General features: G+C 57.5%; 22 protein-coding genes. 5 read left to right on the top strand and 17 right to left on the bottom strand.

Going from position 1 to position 20,468, the window contains the following annotated elements:
- From lpxA to ACTJK5_RS04515, 12 genes are all read right to left on the bottom strand, one after another.
- Complete coding sequence (lpxA, locus tag ACTJK5_RS04570) at window positions 1-813, bottom strand: acyl-ACP--UDP-N-acetylglucosamine O-acyltransferase (protein ID WP_113226106.1); 813 nt, start codon at window positions 811-813, stop codon at window positions 1-3.
- Entirely contained in the window at window positions 810-1,277 is a 468-nt protein-coding gene (fabZ, locus tag ACTJK5_RS04565; protein ID WP_062427442.1) for a 3-hydroxyacyl-ACP dehydratase FabZ, read from the bottom strand. Before fabZ ends, lpxA begins: the two co-directional genes overlap by 4 nt.
- Window positions 1,270-2,334: a UDP-3-O-(3-hydroxymyristoyl)glucosamine N-acyltransferase gene (gene lpxD, locus ACTJK5_RS04560; RefSeq protein WP_113260547.1), complete on the bottom strand. Its 1,065-nt coding sequence runs from the start codon at window positions 2,332-2,334 to the stop codon at window positions 1,270-1,272. The genes fabZ and lpxD overlap by 8 nt, the downstream gene beginning before the upstream one ends.
- 49 nt (window positions 2,335-2,383) lie before the next feature.
- On the bottom strand, window positions 2,384-4,708 hold the full coding sequence (bamA, locus tag ACTJK5_RS04555) for an outer membrane protein assembly factor BamA (RefSeq protein WP_113226105.1): 2,325 nt from the start codon (window positions 4,706-4,708) through the stop codon (window positions 2,384-2,386).
- A gap of 199 nt (window positions 4,709-4,907) precedes the next feature.
- Window positions 4,908-6,029 carry an RIP metalloprotease RseP gene (gene rseP, locus ACTJK5_RS04550; RefSeq protein WP_162236286.1) on the bottom strand — a complete coding sequence of 374 codons (1,122 nt, stop codon included), beginning with the start codon at window positions 6,027-6,029 and terminating at the stop codon, window positions 4,908-4,910.
- 61 nt (window positions 6,030-6,090) lie between these two features.
- Window positions 6,091-6,924, bottom strand: coding sequence for a phosphatidate cytidylyltransferase (locus ACTJK5_RS04545; RefSeq protein ID WP_062427446.1), 834 nt, complete (start codon window positions 6,922-6,924; stop codon window positions 6,091-6,093).
- Window positions 6,924-7,667 (bottom strand): isoprenyl transferase, encoded by a 744-nt coding sequence (locus ACTJK5_RS04540; RefSeq protein ID WP_062427447.1) that lies wholly within the window; start codon window positions 7,665-7,667, stop codon window positions 6,924-6,926. Before ACTJK5_RS04540 ends, ACTJK5_RS04545 begins: the two co-directional genes overlap by 1 nt.
- A gap of 66 nt (window positions 7,668-7,733) precedes the next feature.
- On the bottom strand, window positions 7,734-8,291 hold the full coding sequence (gene frr, locus ACTJK5_RS04535) for a ribosome recycling factor (RefSeq protein ID WP_062427448.1): 558 nt from the start codon (window positions 8,289-8,291) through the stop codon (window positions 7,734-7,736).
- Between the two features lie 70 nt (window positions 8,292-8,361).
- Complete coding sequence (gene pyrH, locus ACTJK5_RS04530) at window positions 8,362-9,084, bottom strand: UMP kinase (protein ID WP_113227251.1); 723 nt, start codon at window positions 9,082-9,084, stop codon at window positions 8,362-8,364.
- A gap of 200 nt (window positions 9,085-9,284) precedes the next feature.
- Complete coding sequence (gene tsf, locus ACTJK5_RS04525; protein WP_062440869.1) at window positions 9,285-10,211, bottom strand: translation elongation factor Ts; 927 nt, start codon at window positions 10,209-10,211, stop codon at window positions 9,285-9,287.
- A 269-nt stretch (window positions 10,212-10,480) separates the two neighbouring features.
- Window positions 10,481-11,248: a 30S ribosomal protein S2 gene (gene rpsB, locus ACTJK5_RS04520; RefSeq protein WP_062427450.1), complete on the bottom strand. Its 768-nt coding sequence runs from the start codon at window positions 11,246-11,248 to the stop codon at window positions 10,481-10,483.
- 190 nt (window positions 11,249-11,438) lie between these two features.
- Window positions 11,439-12,278 (bottom strand): cell envelope integrity EipB family protein, encoded by an 840-nt coding sequence (locus ACTJK5_RS04515; protein WP_062427451.1) that lies wholly within the window; start codon window positions 12,276-12,278, stop codon window positions 11,439-11,441.
- Between the two features lie 117 nt (window positions 12,279-12,395).
- Between ACTJK5_RS04515 and ACTJK5_RS04510 the strand changes: the two genes are divergently transcribed.
- The 4 genes from ACTJK5_RS04510 to ACTJK5_RS04495 are packed head-to-tail and all read left to right on the top strand — an operon-like array spanning window position 12,396 to window position 15,232.
- A complete protein-coding gene (locus ACTJK5_RS04510; protein WP_062440866.1) occupies window positions 12,396-12,866 on the top strand; it encodes a RidA family protein in 471 nt (156 codons plus the stop codon).
- Window positions 12,863-13,606 (top strand): glycerophosphodiester phosphodiesterase, encoded by a 744-nt coding sequence (locus ACTJK5_RS04505; protein WP_162741842.1) that lies wholly within the window; start codon window positions 12,863-12,865, stop codon window positions 13,604-13,606. The genes ACTJK5_RS04510 and ACTJK5_RS04505 overlap by 4 nt, the downstream gene beginning before the upstream one ends.
- A complete protein-coding gene (locus ACTJK5_RS04500; protein ID WP_113260546.1) occupies window positions 13,603-14,793 on the top strand; it encodes a GNAT family N-acetyltransferase in 1,191 nt (396 codons plus the stop codon). The genes ACTJK5_RS04505 and ACTJK5_RS04500 overlap by 4 nt, the downstream gene beginning before the upstream one ends.
- A gap of 19 nt (window positions 14,794-14,812) precedes the next feature.
- Window positions 14,813-15,232, top strand: a complete 420-nt coding sequence (locus tag ACTJK5_RS04495) for an HIT family protein (protein WP_113260545.1) — start codon at window positions 14,813-14,815, stop codon at window positions 15,230-15,232.
- A 129-nt stretch (window positions 15,233-15,361) separates the two neighbouring features.
- Here the strand turns inward: ACTJK5_RS04495 and eno are convergent, their stop codons facing one another.
- The 3 genes from eno to ACTJK5_RS04480 all read right to left on the bottom strand — a co-directional run bounded on the left by eno (window position 15,362) and on the right by ACTJK5_RS04480 (window position 18,388).
- Window positions 15,362-16,636 (bottom strand): phosphopyruvate hydratase, encoded by a 1,275-nt coding sequence (gene eno, locus ACTJK5_RS04490; RefSeq protein ID WP_062427456.1) that lies wholly within the window; start codon window positions 16,634-16,636, stop codon window positions 15,362-15,364.
- A gap of 217 nt (window positions 16,637-16,853) precedes the next feature.
- Window positions 16,854-17,702, bottom strand: coding sequence for a 3-deoxy-8-phosphooctulonate synthase (gene kdsA, locus ACTJK5_RS04485; RefSeq protein ID WP_113260544.1), 849 nt, complete (start codon window positions 17,700-17,702; stop codon window positions 16,854-16,856).
- A 122-nt stretch (window positions 17,703-17,824) separates the two neighbouring features.
- Window positions 17,825-18,388, bottom strand: coding sequence for a hypothetical protein (locus ACTJK5_RS04480; protein WP_162741841.1), 564 nt, complete (start codon window positions 18,386-18,388; stop codon window positions 17,825-17,827).
- 356 nt (window positions 18,389-18,744) lie between these two features.
- Between ACTJK5_RS04480 and lexA the strand changes: the two genes are divergently transcribed.
- Window positions 18,745-19,470: a transcriptional repressor LexA gene (gene lexA, locus ACTJK5_RS04475; protein ID WP_113260799.1), complete on the top strand. Its 726-nt coding sequence runs from the start codon at window positions 18,745-18,747 to the stop codon at window positions 19,468-19,470.
- Here the strand turns inward: lexA and ACTJK5_RS04470 are convergent.
- Together ACTJK5_RS04470 and ACTJK5_RS04465 are read right to left on the bottom strand one after the other, a co-directional pair.
- Window positions 19,464-19,721, bottom strand: a complete 258-nt coding sequence (locus tag ACTJK5_RS04470; RefSeq protein WP_440611914.1) for a hypothetical protein — start codon at window positions 19,719-19,721, stop codon at window positions 19,464-19,466. The two genes, lexA and ACTJK5_RS04470, sit on opposite strands and share 7 nt — an antisense overlap.
- A gap of 91 nt (window positions 19,722-19,812) precedes the next feature.
- Window positions 19,813-20,211, bottom strand: coding sequence for a GFA family protein (locus ACTJK5_RS04465; RefSeq protein ID WP_113260541.1), 399 nt, complete (start codon window positions 20,209-20,211; stop codon window positions 19,813-19,815).
- Window positions 20,212-20,468: the final 257 nt, after the last annotated feature.

Raw genomic sequence — 20,468 nt, 5'->3', positions numbered from 1 at the left:
CTACTTGCCGCGGTTCGGCGAAGAGATCGCCCGGTCATTGGCCGCCGCGATGAAATCGATGATCTCAAGCGCTTGTGGGCATTCCAGATAGTCTTCGCGAATGGCGGCCGCATTGGCGCGCACATTGCCTTCGCTCTCGAAGATCTGCTTGTAGGCCCGGCGGACGGTGTGGATATCGGCCCGCTCAATGCCTGCACGCGTCATGCCGACTACGTTAAGCCCACTCAAGATGCCGGGATTGCCATTCAGCATTCCATAGGGAATGACATCGTAGCTGACAGCCGAAAGCCCGCCGATGAAGGCCTGGCGACCGATGCGGGTGAACTGGTGCACCGCGCAGCCGCCGCCGAGAATAGCCTTGTCCTCGATGCGCACATGGCCGGCAAGCATGACATTGTTCGACAGGATGATCTCGCTGCCAAGAATGCAATCGTGCGCCACATGCGAATTGGCGAGAAAGAGGTTGTCATCGCCGACAACCGTTCTGCCGCCGCCATCCGAGCTGCCCGTATTGATCGTCACGCCTTCACGGATCGTGCAGCGCGCGCCGATATCGAGTGTCGTTTCGGAACCGTCGTGACGGATCGCCTGCGGCTGACCGCCGATGACCGCCATGGGGTGGATGACGGTCCCCTCACCCACCACCGTACGACCGGTCACCACTGCATGGTTCAACAGCTTGACGCCATCGCGCAAACTCACCTTCGCGCCGACATGAGCGAACGCGCCGATCTCGACATTCTCGCCGATAATCGCGCCATCCTCCACGACGGCCATGGGGTGGATCTTGGCTGAGGCCGCAACCGCGCTCATTGCTGATCCTCTGGGATCATCATCGCGCCGACATCCGCCTCGGCAACGAGAGAGCCATCGACCTTGGCCTCGCAGTGGAACTTCCAGACATTGCCGCGCTGACGCTGCTTGACGACATGGATTTCCAGTCGGTCACCAGGCACGACGGGCTTGCGGAAGCGCGCATTGTCGATCGTCATGAAATAGACGAGATATCCACCGCCATCTTTGTTACGAGCGCAGATCGCACCTGCCGTCTGCGCCATCGCCTCTACGATCAAAACGCCAGGCATGATCGGACGGTCAGGAAAATGACCGGTGAAATGCGGCTCGTTGACCGTCACATTCTTGATGCCGATCGCAGAATTATCGCCGTCAATGTCGATGATCTTGTCGATCAGCAAAAAGGGATAACGATGCGGCAGCAGCTTCATCACCTCAAGGATGTCAGCCGCGCCAAGCGTCGTTTTCGTCTCTTCAGACATTCTTGTCTCCTGTTTTCCTATCGCGTTCTTCTGCGCGGGCGAGAATATCGGCCATATCACGCAGGAAATGTTTTATCGGGCGCGCCGGCGTCCCACCGACCTTCGCGCCTGCCGGCACGTCTGACACCACACCGCTCATGGCCGCGATCTGTGCACCGTCACCAATGGTGATATGGCCGTTGATCCCAGCCGCGCCGCCAATCATCACGCCGTCGCCAATGCGCGTGCTTCCGGCGATGCCGACCTTGCTGACGATACCGCAATGACGACCGATGCGGACATTATGGCCAATCTGGACCTGGTTATCGATCTTCGTGCCTTCGCCGATCACGGTATCATCCATCGTCCCGCGATCGACCGTGGTATTCGCGCCGATCTCGACATGGTCTTGAATGATCACACGACCGATCTGGACGATCTTGATCATGCCGCGCGGTCCAGGTGCATAGCCGAAACCATCCTGGCCGATACGCACACCGTTGTGGATAATGACGCCATTTCCGATAAGAGCCGAGAGAACGCTCGCGCCGCCGGCAATCGTACAGTCACGCCCGATCTGAACCTCAGCACCTATGATAGCGCCGGGTCCAATCCGCGTGCCGGAACCGATGTGAACGTTCGCTCCTATAACGGCGAATGGCTCAACGATGACGCCGGCTTCGAGCTTTGCGGTGGGATCGACATGCGCCGAAGCCGATATCCCCGTCTCTCCAGGCGTGACGGCGGAAGGGCGCATGGCTGAGGGGTGCAGAAGCTCACCGGCCTGCGCAAAGATCGTGTGCGGGTTCTTGCAGATGAGAGCAGGAATATGATCCGGAACGATGCTTTTCAGCGACTCGTCACAGATGACGGCGGCCGCATCACATGTCAGCAACTCATCCCGGTTCTTGCGAGACAGGATATAGCAGAGCTGGTCCTGCTTGGCGCGCGAGACGGGCGCAATCGACCTCACCAATCGATCGCCAAAGGCCTCATCAGACAGTTCCGCCCCAAGACGGACCGCGATCTCTTTCAATCGCAGGCCTTCGTGGGGCGGAAAAAAAGCATTGTAGTCCATCAAACGGATACTCCAGAACATTCAAACTCGCAGTTCTGGACTGCCGATATCAGAAAGTGTTGGACATGCCAAACCGGAAACGCTGTTCCTCGTCGTAGCTTTCCTTGGCAATCGGAACAGCGTAGTCGACGCGCAGCGGACCGAACGGAGACGCCCACATGATGCCGATACCGGCAGATGCACGGATCGAGCTATCGTCCTGAACGCCAGCCGAATTCGCAACCTTGTTGCCATAGAGCGTGCCGGCATCGACGAAGCCAGCAAGACGCAGGCCAACATCTTCCGGAACGAGCGGCATAGGTGCGGTGACTTCAGCCGAAGCCGCGAAGTAAGTTGTGCCGCCGATCGCGTCGGAGCCGATACGCGGACCGATACCATCGTTCTTGAAGCCACGGATCACACGGCCACCGATCTTGAACTGATCGAAGACGTAGAGATTGTCACCCGTTGGAACGACGTAACCGGCCTGACCTGTCAGCGAGCCAATGATGTCATATTCATCCGACAGCGAATGGTAGTAACGGACCTTACCGTAGATCTTGTAGTATTCGGAATCGCCACCGAGACCTGCAAACTCGTTGGTCAATGCAGCCTGCCAGCCTTCGCGTGGCATGTTGCGGTCGTCCAGCGTGTTGTAGTTCAGCGTGTTCGAAATAATCGACTGACTCCAATCACCACCTGCGATCAGGTCACGATAAGGAGCGGCAAGATTTGCTGGATTGTTCCAGTCGCCCTTACCGTCATAGCTGAACTGCTTATAGGTGTATTTGAAAGTCGTACCGAGGTTTTCCGTAATCGGCGCGGTCACGCGGAGCGAGAAACCCTGTTCGTCGTAATTGTAGAACTCTTCCTTGCTGCTCTGGCTCTTGAAGATGTCAAAACCAGCTGCAAGACGATAGCCGAGGAAGTATGGTTCGGTGAAGGACAGCGTGTAGCTACGCGCGTCATCCTGACCGGCACCAGCTGCAACGCGGATGTACTGACCGCGACCGAGGAAGTTCTTTTCTTCGATCGAGGCTTCCAGCAGCGCGCCGTCGTTCTGTGAGTAACCCGCACCGATACCGAAGGAGCCTGTCGGCTGATCTTCGACATCCACAACGATCACGACGCGGTCAGGAGCGCTACCCTGCGAGGTGCTGATGTTGACCTTGGAGAAGTAACCAAGCGCTTCGAGACGGCGTTTAGCAGCGCTGATCACCGTCTGGTTGAACGCGTCACCTTCGCTGATGTCGAACTCGCGACGAATGACGTAGTCACGTGTACGTGTGTTACCACGGATTTCGATGCGCTCGACGTAAGCGCGCTCGCCCTGATCGACGATGTAGGTCAAGCCAATCGTGTTGCCAGCCAGGTCGCGGTCACCGCGCGGCGTCACACGGGCAAAAGGATAACCTTCCGCCGCAACGCGCTTGGAAATCGCTTCCATGCTCTGCTGCACTTCCTTGGCGCTGTAGTAAGAGCCGGACTTCGTGTAGACAAGGCCCTGGAGCTGCGAGCCATCAATGCCAGGCACCGTGGATTCAACGGCCACATTGCCGAAGTCGTAACGCTGGCCTTCGTCCACCGTAATGGTGACAGTGTACTCGTTGGTCGCCTCGTCGAGGACGGCATTCGAGGACACGACGCGGAAATCGGCGTAGCCACGGTTGTAGTAGAACTGGCGCAGCGACTCTTCGTCGGCGCGCAGCTTGTCTTCATTGTAGACGTCCTTGCGTGTCAGGAACGACAGCATGTTGGACTTCTTGGTGTTGATGACGGCAGCCAGACGCCCATCGCTGTAGGCATTGTTACCGACGAAGTCGATGCGCGCGATCTTGGTGCGCTCACCTTCATTGATCTGGAAAGCAAGGTTGACGCGACCCTGACCAACCGGCACGACCTGGGTCGTAACCTGCACGTCGCTGCGGCCGATATTTGCGTAGGCTTCCTTGATGCGAGCGATATCCGCCGTCACAATCGTCTGATCATACGGGCCGAGAGACTGCGTCTGGACGATCGCCTGAAGCTTGTCGTCCTTGATCTTACGGTTGCCGTTGAAGACCACCTGATTGACGAGGTTGTTCTCGCTCACCGTCACCACGAGGGCATTGCCTGCCACGCGCATGCTGACGTTGGAGAAATAGCCCGTTGCGTAAAGACGCTTTACCGATTCATCGATATCGGAATTGGAAAAATTGCGACCGGGAGCGATCGTAATGTTGGAACGAACAGCATCCGCACCGGAGCGTTCAGCACCGCGAACATCGATTCTGCTGACGACAGCTGCATTGGCAACACCGGCAGAAGCAAGCACCCCCAAAGCTGCAATCGAAGAAACACCAGCAGACAGCGCAACCGCCGATACCGCGTTCAAAAACTTTGAACCAGCCTTCATTTCAAATCTTACCTTTTCCCGTTGTCCCTCAGCGGGCGGAACCCGACTCCGGCCATCTGCGTCGTTTTACCTGCTTTTCCTCTACAAGCAAGCCCGACCGTTAATTTCTGTTTACTTCGCAAGCCACCGTGGCCCAATCGCCACTTTGGCTTCAAAACAAGGTAAACGCCCTCTTAAAAAAACAGCTCGAAACGCCCCTTTAGCCGATCAAGCTGCTGATATCGTTCCAAGTCGCAAAAACCATCAGGCTGAAAATCATCGCCAGGCCGATGCGGAATGCAACCTCCTGTGCGCCCGACCCGACCGGTCTGCCGCGCACCGCCTCTATCGCATAAAACACCAGATGGCCGCCGTCCAGAATGGGAACGGGCATCAAGTTCAGTAGTCCAATGGAAATTGAAAGAACGGCGGCAAGCTGGATCAGCGCGCCGACGCCAAGCGTTGCCACCTGCCCCGATGCCTGCGCCACACGCACCGGTCCGCCCAGCTGATCGGCATTCATCCGTCCCGTGACGAGGTTGCCGATATAGTTGAACGTTCCCGTAATGACATGGCCGGTTTCCCGCACCCCCTCAACCAGCGCCTCCACCGGCGTGTAGCTCACATGGCGGAAATTGCCCCGCGTCTGGTCGGTGGTGATGCCGATGATCCCAAGCTCGATTTTGTTGCCGAACTGGTCCGTCGTTTCCGTGCGTGTCGGCACCATAGGCAGCGACAGATCGCGGCCATCTCTCTCCACGGTGACATTGATCTGCGTGCCTGGACGGATGGAAACATAGCGACGGACGTCTTCAAACGTCTGCACCTTTTCCCCGTCTATCGCGATCAGACGGTCACCCGGCAGAATACCAGCCGTCTGGGCAGCGCTGTCAGGACGCACCTCAGACACGACAGGATCGGAAATCATCCGGCCATAGATCGTGAAGAGCACCGTGAAGATCAGGATCGCCAGGATGAAGTTGGCTATGGGGCCTGCAGCGACGGTCGCCGCCCGTTTCCAGAGCTTGGCACCAGCGAGCGTGTGCGACCTCTCTTCCAGCGTCAGCCCGGAAAGGCCATCGCTGTCCGGCTTGCTGGAGACATCCTCATCGCCGAAGAATTTGACGTAGCCGCCAAGTGGCACGGCCGAGATCTTCCAGCGCGTCCCACGTTTGTCGGTAAAACCGATCAATTCCGGGCCGAAGCCCACGGAAAATGCAGTGGAGCGAATGCCACACCAGCGCCCAACGAGGTAGTGCCCCATCTCATGGACGAAGACCAGCAGCGAGATCACGAGGATAAATGGCACCATATAACCGGTCAGAAAATTAACCGCAGCCATCACAGTGTCCATATTATTCCCGATTCCCTATGTCGCGTCTCTCGTCATCTATCTGCTCAGATCAGAAGCCGAGCAAGATACCATCGCCCGATCCTGGCACATCACCGGTTACTGCCGCGTGAACCACTGCAATCAGGAATACGGTAAAGCAGGCGAAAACAAGACCGTCAACCCGGTCCATGAACCCGCCATGGCCTGGGATGAGATTACTGGAATCCTTCACTCCGAACCTGCGCTTGATGAAGGATTCGAACAGGTCGCCGATCTGGCTGAAAATGGAGAGCGCCAGCGCCAGCAACAATACCGTCAGCGAGATGCTTCCATGATAGGCAAGCGTGACGGCGCCACCCGCAACCAGGCCGAAAAACGTACCCCCGGCAGCGCCGGACCAGGTCTTGCCCGGCGAGATCGAAGGCGCAAGCTTTGGACCACCGATCGCGCGGCCGACGAAATAAGCCAGAATATCCGTTGCCCAGACGATCGCGAAGACAAAGAGCATGGCCACAAGGCCGGTTGATTCTTCGCCGCGAATGGCCGCAAGCGAAATGCCGCTCAGCGCCGAATAGACGATCCCGCCAACGAGCCACCAGTTTGGACCGCGAAGAATCGGAAACAGCGCTGCGGTGATGGCAAAACCGGAAAGCAGCGGGAGATCGAGAGAGCTCTCACCAAAGATCGTGTTGCCGCTCATCACGGCAACAGAGAACCAGCCCCAGGCATAACCCGTCGGATTGGTGTCGGAGAGCTTGGTGATCGTGCTCCACTCATAATAAATGAGGAGCGACAGAAGGCCGGCGATGGCGCGGAACATGATCCCGCCATACCAGGTCGCAGTCAGGATGACCGCGGCCATCACGATGCCCGAAATGATCCGCAGCTTTAATTCGCGGCTCATCAGGCGCCTGCCATCGCAACTTGAGTGGACAGGCCACCAAAGCGACGATCTCTCGTCATATACTGATCGATCGCAGCCACGAGAGTCTGGCGATTGAAATCAGGCCAGTAGTCGGGAATGAACAGGAATTCGGAATAGGCCGCTTGCCACAACAGGAAGTTCGACAGACGCTCCTCACCGCTGGTGCGGATAATGAGGTCAGGATCAGGAATGCCTGCCGTGTCCAGACGCGCGGAAATCGCGTCTGGCGTGATCGCAGACGCATCGATCCGACCCTCGGCAACATCGCGGGCCAGCGACGCAGCTGCGCGCGCAATTTCATCCCGCGCACCGTAGTTGAACGCTATGATGAGTGTGAGCGCCGTGTTGTCGCGCGTCGTCTGCTCTGCCTCTTCCAGCAGAGCGCGGATATCATCCTTGAGCCCGACCCTGTCGCCAATCACGCGAACGCGCACATTCTCCTTGTGAAGCTCGGCCAGGTCGCGGCGAATAAAAGCCTTGAGGAGACCGAGAAGATCTGAAACCTCCGATTGCGGCCGGCGCCAGTTTTCCGAAGAAAACGCAAAGAGTGTCAGATATTTCAAGCCGCATTCGCCCGCAGTCCGAACGGTCTCACGCACGGCCTCCACGCCCCGCCGATGGCCCATGATGCGCGGCAAGCCGCGTTGCTTGGCCCAGCGACCGTTACCATCCATGATGATGGCGACATGTTCAGGCAACAGGGAAGGTGCGGTTTCCGACATCTCAATCCATTCAGGCAGTGCGGAGTTCAACAAGCTAAATCAATGCGAGGCTCGGCGATACGCCAATTATACCTGCATGATTTCCTTTTCTTTCTCAGCGAGCAAGCGATCAATTTCAGAAATCGTGTCGTCCGTCATCTTCTGAACTTTGTCAGACTTGCCACGGCTTTCATCCTGACCGATGTCACCGTCCTTTTCGGCCTTTTTTAGACCTTCCATGCCGTCACGACGAACATGGCGAATGGCAACCTTGGACTTTTCGGCGTAGTCGTGAGCAACCTTGACGAGCGACTTTCGGCGCTCTTCGTTGAGTTCAGGCAATGGGATACGCAGGTTCTGGCCATCGACGATCGGATTGAGACCGAGATTGGACTCGCGAATAGCGCGGTCCACAGCGCCGACCATGGACTTGTCCCAGATGTTCACACCGAGCATGCGCGGCTCGGGAACGGTGATGTTGGCAACCTGCGAAAGCGGCACGCGAGAACCATAGGCGTCGACCGTGACGGGATCGAGAATGTTGGCAGAGGCGCGTCCGGTCCGCAGCGATGCAATGTCGCTCTTGAACGCGTTGATGGCACCGTCCATGCGCCGCTTGATGTCATTGAGGTCAACACCACTCATCTTGATACTCCATTTCGTTCTGGCCTTGGCGGCCCATTATCTTGACCGGCGCCTTTCGAGCCGCCGGTGATTATGCGTCGTGCACGATGGTCTTGAGACCGCCGCCCGTCAATATTTGGGCGAATCCGCCCTTCTCATGGATCGAGAACACAATGATCGGAATATGGTTTTCGCGCGCAAGCGCAACCGCTGCCACGTCCATCACGGCAAGCCCCTTGGCCAGCACTTCGGAATGGGTCAATTCGTCGAAGCGGGTTGCGGCCGGATCCTTCTTCGGATCAGCCGAATAGATGCCATCGACCTGCGTTCCCTTGAAGATGGCTTCCGCACCCATTTCGGCGGCGCGAAGGGCTGCGGCGGAATCGGTGGTGAAGAACGGGTTGCCGGTACCACCAGCGAAGATCACCACCCTGCCCTGCGACAGATGATGGATGGCAGCGCGCTGCGAGAAGCTCTCGCAGATTTCCGGCATAGCGATGGCAGAGAGAACAACCGTATCGATCTGCAGCTTGCGCAGAGAGGTTGCAAGCGCCAGCGCATTGATGACGGTCGCCAGCATGCCCATGTGGTCGCCGGTCACGCGATCGCCGCCCTTGGAAGCAACGGCCACACCGCGGAAGATATTCCCGCCGCCGACAACGACGCCAACTTCGACGCCCATGGCCCGCGCTTCGGCAATATCGGAGGCAATACGGTCAGCGACGGCGACATCGATGCCGAACCCCTGATCGCCCATGAGGGCTTCGCCGGACGCCTTGAGCAGAACACGTTTATAGAGCGGCTTGGAAGACATCATGACTCCTTTAAGCAGGTCGCGCAAAGATCCGGGATCGGCTTTGCAGCAATGGCAGGCGAAACATAAAAAGTCCGGAGCTGCAAGAACATCTGCAAACTTTTTCCGGGCAATGCGAATTGTAACCGGAACGCGGATACACGAAGGGCACCGCGTTGTCACGCGATGCCCCGGAGTTTTCCAATATTTGGGTAAAGGGATCAGCCCTTTGCGACAGCTGCAACTTCTGCAGCGAAATCGCTTTCTTCCTTCTCGATGCCTTCGCCGAGAAGCAGGCGAGCCATGCCGACAACTTCGATCTTGGCGCCGGCTTCCTTTTCGGCTTCCTTGATAGCAGCCTCAACCGTCAGGTCGGGATTGATAACGAAAGCCTGGGACAGGAGAGCAACTTCTTCGAAGAACTTGCGCATGCGGCCATCGACCATCTTTTCGATGATGGCTTCCGGCTTGCCGGATTCGCGAGCCTGTTCGATGAAGACGTTGCGTTCGCGTTCTGCAACAGCAGCATCGACTTCTTCGGCGCGGATAGCAAGCGGGTTGGTCGCAGCAACGTGCATGGCAACCTGGCGACCGATCGAGGTCAGAACGGCCTTGTCGCCTACGGACTTCAGGGCAACCAGAACACCGAGCTTGCCGATGCCATCGCCAGCTGCGTTGTGGACGTAGGTCGCAACAACGCCGTGCTCGACTTCTAGCAGAGCGGCGCGACGCAGAGCCATGTTTTCACCGATCGTGGCGATTGCGTCCTTGATGGTGTCGGCAACCGACTTGCCGGTTGCCGGATAGGTCGCAGCAGCGATCGCGTCGACAGAACCATTGGTCGTCAGCGCAACCGAAGCAACGCCACGGACGATGTCCTGGAAGGCGTCGTTACGGGCAACGAAGTCGGTTTCGGAGTTGATTTCAACGACGACAGCCTTGTGGCCGGCAGACGCGATACCGATGAGACCTTCAGCAGCGGTACGGCCCGACTTCTTGTCAGCCTTGGCGATACCCTTGGCGCGCAGCCAGTCGATTGCCGCTTCCATGTCGCCGTTGGTTTCAGCCAGCGCCTTTTTGCAATCCATCATGCCTGCGCCAGACTTTTCGCGCAGTTCCTTTACCATTGCGGCGGTGATTTCGCTCATTGTGTGCCTCTTGTCGGTTCGGTCGGTCACGGCAGTCTTGCCAGGCCGAAATCGGATTGTGGGAACGAATGTACCCGGAACTGTGACAGGCTGATGAAACAGCCGCCACGAAACTTGAGAAACCAGCCGCTGTTCCCGTTGGCGCCGATCGCTGGATCGACGGGGTGCTGCGGCTTGAAACGAACAAGGCCGTCGAACGTGCAGTCCAGAACGGCCTTGTCTTATCCTGATGGAAAAGGCGGCGCGATCGCGCCGCCGAAAGGCCAATATCAGGCGTTGGCTTCGTCTTCGAGAGCAGGCTCGACCGGAGCTTCTTCGGAAGCGCCGAGGTCACGGCCGGAAGCGCCCTGCTGACGTGCGATACCGTCGATGGCAGCGCGGGCAATCAGATCGCAGTAAAGCGAAATGGCGCGCGAAGCGTCGTCGTTACCCGGGATCGGGAAATCGATGTGGTCCGGATCGCAGTTGGAGTCGATGATGGCGACAACCGGAATGCCAAGACGCTTGGCTTCTTCGATCGCGATCTTTTCCTTGTTGGTGTCGATGATGAACATCAGGTCCGGAACGCCACCCATATCGCGGATACCGCCGAGAGCCTTTTCAAGCTTTTCGCGCTCGCGCTCAAGGTTCAGACGCTCCTTCTTGGAGTAGCCGGAAGCATCCGAGTTCAGAATTTCGTCGACCTTGCGAAGACGCTGGATCGAGTTCGAAATCGTCTTCCAGTTGGTCATCATGCCGCCGAGCCAACGCGAGTTGACATAGTACTGAGCGGAGCGCTTTGCGCTGTCTGCGATGATTTCGGAAGCCTGACGCTTCGTACCAACGAACAGAACGCGGCCACCACGAGCAACGGTGTCGGAAACGACCTGAAGCGCGCGCGACAGCATCGGAACGGTCTGAGCCAGGTCGATGATGTGGATGTTGTTACGATCGCCAAAAATGTACGGCTTCATCTTCGGGTTCCAGCGGTGTGTCTGGTGGCCGAAGTGAACACCAGCTTCCAGAAGCTGGCGCATAGAAAAATCGGGCAATGCCATGCCTTGTTACTCCTTTTCCGGTTGAACCCCCGCGAAGCGAACAGCACCGTTTGACCGGTACCACCGGGCGGAATGAACCGGATTTCTCCCGGAACACCCCAAGCTTCGCGTGTGGAATGGTGTGCCGCATACAGCGGCCTTCGCCAAATTGCAAGCACGCGGCGTCAAAAAACGCCGATATCGTCACATTTCAGCGTACAGGCGGCGCTTCACACGTCTCAGGCTTGAGAACATCGAGCTTGGCCAGCTTGCCTGTCAGAACGAAGTCGCCGTAATCCATCGTCAGATCTCGGGTGATTCCGTTCTCGTAAAGCTTGAATGACATGCGATAGATCGGCAGAGAATCCGTCCCGGTCTTGTCGTTGTAATAGGCGATGGTCACCGGCCAGAATGGTGCCTTGGCGAAATCGCCGGCAACACTCGCTTCGGCGTCGCCATCCTTCGGTGCCTGCTGCTTGCCAACCAGCGTCGATGTGATCAGGCTCTCATCGCCGTCATCCGAGCCATCGAACACGCGCGACTCGAAGATGCGCTTGCCGAGCTTGGCGTTTTCGATGACCTGATACATGTGCTCGGTCGGAAATTCGCCAGGAACAAGATCGATTTCCCGCGGATCGGGCTTCGTCAAATCCACCTTCATCTTGCCATCGACGTCTGCGGCAGAGCCGATGACTTCCTTGTCGAGCTTGTCATCGGTGAAGGATTTGGTCTCGAAGGTGAATTTCTTCGAGACGGCATCTTCGAATGTCGTGGTCTGTTGATCGGTCATCCGCACCGCATCGCCGGTATTGATCTGCGTGACGAAACGGAAATCGGTCTTGTAACCCTTGCAGGACGAGCCGGTGAACTCATAGACCATGCGTCCGGTCATGCCCTCGATGCCGGAGCGATCCGACGCATCCTTGAGTTCGAGATCGTAGACGGCGCGGTGGGAGATCAGATTGGGAACGCTGGCAGGCACGGCACTTGCGATGCACGGCATGAGGCCCACGCCAGCGGCAAGAACGAGAGCGAGGTTCCTGACGATCATTCAATAACTCCTGTTGGACTCATCGCTCATACTGTACAAGCAACCGTCCGGCTTTTCGACATCATGACCTGAATGCCGGATTTTTGAAAGATTTACAACCAAAGCGGAAACGGAAAAATGTCAGACGCCATCGAAGCTCGCCTCAAGGAACTCGGATACACTCTTCCCGCCGCAGCAGCCCCTGCTGCCAACTATGTTCCCTTCACGATCAGCGGCAATCTGCTTTATATTTCCGGACAACTGCCGATGGAATCCGGCAAGATTGCGGTGACGGGCCATGTCGGTCGCGATGTCGATGTCGCAACCGCGCAAAAGGCGGCCGAGCTTTGCGCCGTCAACATTCTGGCGCAAGTCAAGGCAGCCTTGAACGGCGATCTCTCCAAGGTGCGCCGCGTGCTGAAGCTCAACGGCTTCGTCGCCTCCGTCCCGGAATTCACCGAGCAGCACCTCGTCATCAACGGTGCATCGAACCTCATTGCCAATGTCCTGGGTGATGCCGGAAAGCATGCACGTGCCGCCGTCGGCATGGCGTCGCTTCCGTTCAACGCCGCCGTCGAAATCGATGCCATCGTGGAAATCGACGCATGACATTGAAACTATCCTGGCTGACGGCCCAACCCGTCGCCCATCGTGGCTATCACGATCTCAATAAGGCGGTTTGGGAAAACACGCTCTCGGCTTTTACCCGCGCCATCGAAGCTGGCTATGCCATCGAATGCGATGTGCAGCTGGCGGCCGATAGCGTTCCCGTAGTCTTTCACGATGACGAGATGACCCGCCTCACCGGCATCAAAGGCGATGTGCGTGAGCGCACATCTGCCGAACTTGGGATGCTGTCGATCGGGCAGACCAAGGATCGCGTTCCGACACTGAAGCAACTGTTGAAGCTCTGCGCCGGCAAGGTGCCGCTCGTTATCGAGCTCAAGGGACGTGAGGGCGAAGGCGTCGATGACGGCTTCGCCGAAGCGGTTCTGGAAGAGCTGGAGGGCTATCAGGGCCATGTGGCACTGATGAGCTTCGATCATCATCTCCTAAAGGATTTGAAGGCGGCACGCTCTCCCTGGCCGTTGGGTCTGACCGCAGAAGGCGCCGATCCGGAAGATTTCTTCAAGCACGATGAAGCGATGCAGATCGGCCTCGATTTCATCTCCTACTTCTGGGGTCACCTGCCCAACAGCTTCATCGAAGCGCAGAGAAAACTTGGCGTCCCGGTGATTACCTGGACCGTGCGGGATGAAAATGCCTTGGAGAAGTCCTATACATATGCTGACCAGATAACGTTCGAGGGGTTTGTCCCCAACAGCAAGGACCAGTCAGCCACCGCATGAGCGACGAATACACCATTCGCGTTGCACAGTCCTTCAAGGACATCGCTCCGGAAAGCTGGAACAGCCTTTCCGGAGCATCCAGACTACCGTCGGCCACGCCATACAATCCCTTCATTTCGCACGCCTTTCTGTCCGCGCTGGAAGAGTCCGGATCGGCCACGGCAAAGACCGGCTGGCTCGGCCAGCATCTCTTGCTGGAGCGCAGCGACGGGAGATTGATGGGGGCGGTTCCTGGCTACCTCAAGAACCACAGCCGCGGCGAATATGTCTTCGACCAGGGATGGGCGGACGCGTTCGAACGCGCAGGCGGCCGATATTATCCCAAGCTTCAATGCTCGGTTCCCTTCACGCCTGCGACGGGTCCGCGCCTGTTGACGACGGGACTGGACGCTGCGGCCCTCCAGCAGGTCCTCGCCTCAGGTCTCCAGCAGGTGACAGAGAAGCTCGGCATCTCTTCGGCACATGTGACCTTTGCAAATGAAGAAGAGATTGAAGCCCTGGAGGATGAGGGTTTTCTGCATCGCACCGATCAGCAGTTTCATTTTATCAATGAAGGCTATCGTGATCACAGCGATTTCCTCGACGCCCTGTCATCGCGCAAGCGCAAGACCCTGAAGAAGGAACGACGTTCAGCGCTGGAAAACGGTATCGAGATCGACTGGCTGACCGGCAGCGATTTGACCGAAGATATCTGGGATCAGTTCTTCACCTTCTACATGGATACCGGCAGCCGCAAATGGGGCAAGCCTTACCTCACCCGCGCCTTCTACTCCCTGATCGGCGAGCGCATGGCAGACGATATCCTGCTGGTGATGGCAAAGCGTGAGGGTAAATATATTGCCGGCGCCATCAACTTCATCGGCGGCGACGCATTGTACGGCAGGCACTGGGGCTGCATCGAGGACCATCCCTTCCTGCATTTTGAAGTCTGCTACCATCAGGCGATCGATTTTGCGCTTTCGAAGGGCTTGAAGCGTGTGGAGGCCGGCGCTCAGGGCGAGCATAAGCTGGCACGCGGCTACACACCGGTGACCACTCATTCCGCTCATTACATTGCCCATCCCGGCCTTCGCCACGCCATCGCCGATTATCTGGAGCGGGAACGCAGCGAAGTCGAACAGATCAACGACTATCTTGAAGACCATAGCCCGTTTCGCAAAGGCGAACGGCAGGAAGACGACGACTAAAGTTTTGAGGGAGCAGCCCGTGACAGCCTACGATGACAACAACATCTTCGCAAAAATCCTCCGGGGTGAAATCCCGTGCGTCAAGGTCTACGAAGACGACCATACACTGGCCTTCATGGACGTGATGCCCCAGGCCCCGGGTCACCTGCTGGTGATCCCGAAGACCGGCTCGCGCAATATTCTCGATGCCGATCCAGACGTGCTGACAAAGACGATCCCCGTCGTCCAGAAGCTCGCCGTCGCCGCCAAGGAAGCCTTCGATGCTGATGGCATCTACGTAGCGCAGTTCAACGAGCCCGCCGCTGGCCAGACGGTGTTCCACCTGCACTTCCACATCGTACCGCGCAAGGACGGAGAGCCTTTGAAGCCCCATAGCGGCGCGATGGCGGATTTGGAGATGCTGAAGGCTCACGCAGAGAAGATCAAACAGGCCCTGTAAGGCGCGCTCCCGACCCGTCGACCGTCGAGAACAAATACCGCATCGCTGACACAAAAAACCCGCCGAGGCCATCGGCGGGTTTTCTATTATTAGGGCCTATGGAAAGCCCCCAAAATATCACAGCTCAAATCAGCTGCGAAGAATGGAGCGGCCAGCGTAAGCAGCCTGCGGACCCAGCATCTCTTCGATACGGATCAGCTGGTTGTACTTCGCCAGACGGTCGGAGCGCGACAGCGAGCCGGTCTTGATCTGACCGCAGTTGGTGGCAACCGCGAGATCGGCAATCGTGGAGTCTTCCGTTTCACCCGAACGGTGAGACATGACCGCCGTGTAGCGTGCCTTGTGCGCCGTCTCGACAGCGTCGAGCGTCTCGGTCAGAGAACCGATCTGGTTGACCTTGACGAGGATGGAGTTGGCAACGCCCATCTTGATGCCGTCACGCAGACGCGCGGAGTTGGTAACGAAGAGGTCGTCGCCGACGAGCTGTACCTTGGAGCCGATCTTGTCAGTCAGGTACTTCCAGCCTTCCCAATCGTCTTCTGCCATGCCGTCTTCGATGGAAATGATCGGGTACTTGCCCGCGAGTTCCGCGAGGTAATCAGCCATGGCTTCCGGCTCGAGCGTGCGGCCTTCGCCTTCCATCTCGTACTTGCCGTTCTTGAAGAACTCGGTCGAGGCGCAGTCGAGAGCAAGAGCGACGTCATCGCCCGGCTTGTAGCCTGCCTTTTCAACCGACTTCATGATGAAGTCCAGCGCTTCCGGCGCGCTCTTCAGGCCTGGCGCGAAACCGCCTTCGTCGCCGACATTGGTGTTGTGACCCTGCGCTGCCAGTTCCTTCTTCAGCACATGGAAGATTTCAGCGCCGATGCGCACCGCGTCACGAATGCTTTCCGCGCCGACTGGCATGATCATGAATTCCTGGAAATCGATCGGGTTGTCGGCATGCGCGCCGCCATTGATGATGTTCATCATCGGAACGGGCAGCAGGTGGGCGTTCGGGCCACCGACATACCGATAGAGTGGCAGGCCGGTTGTTTCGGCAGCAGCCTTGGCAACGGCCAGAGATACGCCGAGGATGGCGTTTGCGCCGAGGCGAGACTTGTTCGGCGTCCCATCAAGCGCAATCAGCGTCTGGTCGATGTGGATCTGGCTTTCGGCGTCGAAGCCGCCAAGCGCATCAAAGATCTCGGTGTTGACGGCCTCGACGGCCTTTTCAACGCCCTTGCCGCCATAGCGCTGTCCGCCATCGCGCAGCTCGACTGCCTCGTGAGCGCCGGTGGATGCGCCCGATGGAACGGCAGCGCGACCGAAGGAGCCGTCTTCGAGGTACACGTCGACCTCGACCGTGGGGTTGCCACGGCTATCGAGGATTTCGCGTGCGATGATGTCGGTAATGGCTGTCATGGTCTCTCCCTTGGGACTGGAACAGATGAATTTCAGTCGCTTGTCTTAGAGCGCATCGGCAAAACTGTGAAGCCGTTTTCGAGCCGGACGGCGGATAAGCGATTCTGAAAAGTGTGAAAGGTCATTGCAACTTCGCTGTAGACGAAGCGTGAGAAATTACAATGACGACGCCCAGCATCAGGCGTCGCCCAACCTATAAAAATCGATTAGGCCAAAATCAGGCGGCCTTGGCGATAGCGTCAAACGCCAGAAGCTTCTCCAGAAGCTTCGGCATATCCTTCAGATGAACCATGTTGGGGCCGTCGGAAGGGGCATTGTCCGGGTCTTCATGGGTCTCGACAAACAGTCCGGCAATGCCGACGGCCACGGCTGCGCGCGACAATGTCTCGACGAATTCGCGCTGACCACCCGTCGACCCACCCTGCCCGCCTGGCTGCTGCACGGAATGCGTCGCATCGAACACCACCGGCGCACCGAGCGAGGCCATAATCGGCAACGAGCGCATGTCGGAGACAAGCGTGTTATAGCCGAAAGATGCGCCGCGTTCGCAGAGCAGAACGTTCGGATTGCCGCTCTCGTTGAGCTTTGCCAGCACGTTCTTCATGTCCCAGGGCGCCAGGAACTGGCCTTTCTTCACATTGATCACGCGACCGGTCTTTGCGGCGGCGATCAGAAGATCGGTCTGGCGACTGAGGAAGGCCGGGATTTGCAGGACATCGACGGTTTCGGCGACAATGGCGCACTGCTCTTCCGTATGGATGTCGGTCAGGACAGGGAAGCCATATTCCTTCTTGAGATCGGCAAAGATCTCCATGGCCTTGTCGAGACCGATGCCACGCTGTCCGGAGAGCGATGTGCGGTTGGCCTTGTCGAAGGATGACTTATAGACAAGCCCGATGCCGAGCTTGCCGCAAAGCTCATGCAGCGTGCCGGCAATCATGAAAGCGTGGTCGCGGCTTTCCATCTGGCACGGACCGGCGATCAGCGAAAACCGCTCTGTGTTGGAGAAGGCGACAGCGCCTTTGCCTTCGCCAGCGACCACTTTCAAATTGTTCTTCAAAGTCATCTCATTCCTCACGACACATGCGCCGGACATCGCCGGCAACCGCTTAATTTGCGATGTTGCACAGGCATTAGCAGCAAGCGCGCCATGTGTCACGAGATGAGGGAGCACCAACCGCTTGCCCTTTAGCCGGCATTCGCCTTCCGGACGACATCGGGATTGGCCTCGGAAGACTGCACGAACGGCCCGACTGCGCGCACCGCGTCGGAAAATCCAGCACTTCCCTTCAGCCCTTCCAATTCTTCGGGCTTGAAGCCTTGAGTCAGCAACATGCGATAAACGTTCTCGCTGTTCTCACCACCGGCGGAAACCCAAGCCGGTAGCGATGCCTCCCAGGCCTTCTTCTCACGCTGGTTTCGGTCGGCAACGATTGCAAGCTTGATCAGTCCACCGATCGGAATGGGAATGCCGTTCACCGCAAGATCGGGGATGAAGCTCGCCGGATGAACGCCGCCAAGCGCGTGATTTTTCAGGATCCGTGCACAGTTATTGTCGCGCGTCGGCTCCTTGTTCTGCGAAACGCGCTTCTGATTGAGTTGAACGATGAGCTTGCAATTGGCCATCGTCGTGTTCAGCAGCAACCGGTCATACTCCTTGCGCTTCAAAGCTTCCGGTGAATTGGGATCGAGGGTCTGGCAACCGGCCAGCGCAATCAGCATTCCGATAAGGGTAAATCTAACGAGCTTCATAAAAATGTCCCTGCCCCGAAAAAACGCTGCAAGGCAGCGCCGTAGAGCTACGATAACTTTGTTGATAATGCTTCGAATGGCTTGGCCTTCATACCACAGGATGACCGGATCGTGTGATCCTCGAAGCAGCTTGTAGATACCCGCAAAAATGAAATCATCAACCTGGAGAGGAAAAAGACGCCCAACACCGTAAAGAAGCTATGAACTTCTACCATTGCGCGGATAACAGGACTGCGAATTGATGAGGCGGAGACGTTTGCGGAATTTTAAGGGATTGCAGAACACATATGGAACATATAGTGTTCGTTCTGTATTTGTTTCGCGAATCTTCGCCACGTATTCCAAGGGTTTTCTTCATGCTCACGCGCAAACAGCAGGAACTGCTTCTTTTCATTCATGAGCGAATGAAAGAGTCCGGCGTGCCGCCATCTTTCGATGAGATGAAAGATGCCCTCGACCTCGCCTCGAAATCCGGCATCCATCGGCTGATTACCGCTTTGGAAGAACGCGGCTTCATCCGCCGCTTGCCGAACAGGGCAAGAGCCCTGGAAGTCATCAAGCTTCCGGAAGCCTATTCCGCACCCGCACAGAAGCCGCCGCGCGGTTTTTCGCCAAGCGTGATCGAGGGCAGCCTCGGAAAAGCCAAACCGCCTGAGCCGGCTCCCGCGCCGAAGCCAGCAAACGATCAGATCTCCTCCGCTGTCACCGTTCCTGTGATGGGACGCATCGCCGCCGGTGTGCCGATCTCCGCTATCCAGAACAACACCCACGATGTTGTCGTACCCGTCGATATGCTGGGCACGGGCGAGCATTATGCGCTTGAGGTCAAGGGTGACTCGATGATCGAGGCTGGCATCTTCGATGGTGACACCGTCATCATCCGCAACGGCAGCACCGCCAACCCCGGCGATATCATCGTCGCACTGGTGGATGATGAAGAAGCCACCTTGAAGCGCTTCCGCCGCAAGGGTGCTTCCATCGCCCTGGAGGCCGCGAACCCAGCCTATGAGACCCGCATCTTCGGACCGGATCGGGTAAAGATTCAGGGCAAGCTGGTCGGTCTCATTCGTCGCTATCACTGAGCGAACGATAGTCGGCTCAGACTGGCTGCCTGTGCTCTTGCAGAGGCAAGACGCGCAGACCTCGTTGGCAGATGCGGCGATGTGCTGCCTCTGATCGCGCCGAGGTCTCGACGCTGGTTCTCTTCGTCTTCGTCTTCGTCTTCGTCTTTCTCGTTATCCTCATTCTCGATCCGAGGATGAGGAAAAGATTGGCGGATGGTCGGGTGCATGCCGATCATGGCCTTCGAACGGCGGCAATCTTTCAGTGCCACCGACAAGCGCCCTCGCCCGTCGCTTCTAAGAGCAGGACTTACAGACGCGGCTAATCCACCTCGCGGCTACCATCCGACAAGGTGGACAGTCTCACCGCCCCTTTTCCGTTCTGCCTGTCGATTCCCGGTCCCGCTCATATTGGCGCAATGCCGGGAAATCCGGCAGCCAAGCCTCACGGCGGACCGTCCAAAGCTCGTAGGTCGGCTCGAACTGATCTGGTGAATCCAGAGAACCGAGATTGACCTCGATTTCGTCGTCGCTTTTTCCGAAGACCGGCGATCCGCAGTTGGGACAGAAGAAGCGGCCATTATAGCTGCGTATTTCTCCTTCGATGGTCACGGCATCCTGCGGGAAGATGGCGGATGCGTGGAAGAGCGCGCCGTGGTGCTTGCGACAATCCATGCAGTGACAAATCCCGATACGATAGGGCTCACCGACTATCGAAAGCCTCACGCTGCCGCAGGCACAACCGCCAGATTTCATGTTCATCTCGACCGCTCCATTTGCTTGACGCCTTCCCATCAAACCGCGACGAACCGATGAAGTTCATTCTGCTTCTGTTTTCGGAAAGGTGAGAGCGGCGAACGCATCAATTCATATGATATCTGACATGACAGACTCGGCCTGTATGTCCTCTCGCTCATGCGTTAGGACGATGGACAGAGAAATAACATTCGCACTTTTGCACCGCATGGACGCTTTTGCTGATCGCATGCGATTCAAGTGGCCGTATCACCAGAAGGAGA

The organism is Agrobacterium sp. 22094 (assembly GCF_052046015.1).
Classification (GTDB): Bacteria; Pseudomonadota; Alphaproteobacteria; order Rhizobiales; family Rhizobiaceae; genus Agrobacterium; species Agrobacterium cavarae.
The sequence above is the reverse complement of the archived record's forward strand: the minus strand, read 5'-3'. Positions and strand labels throughout refer to the sequence as shown.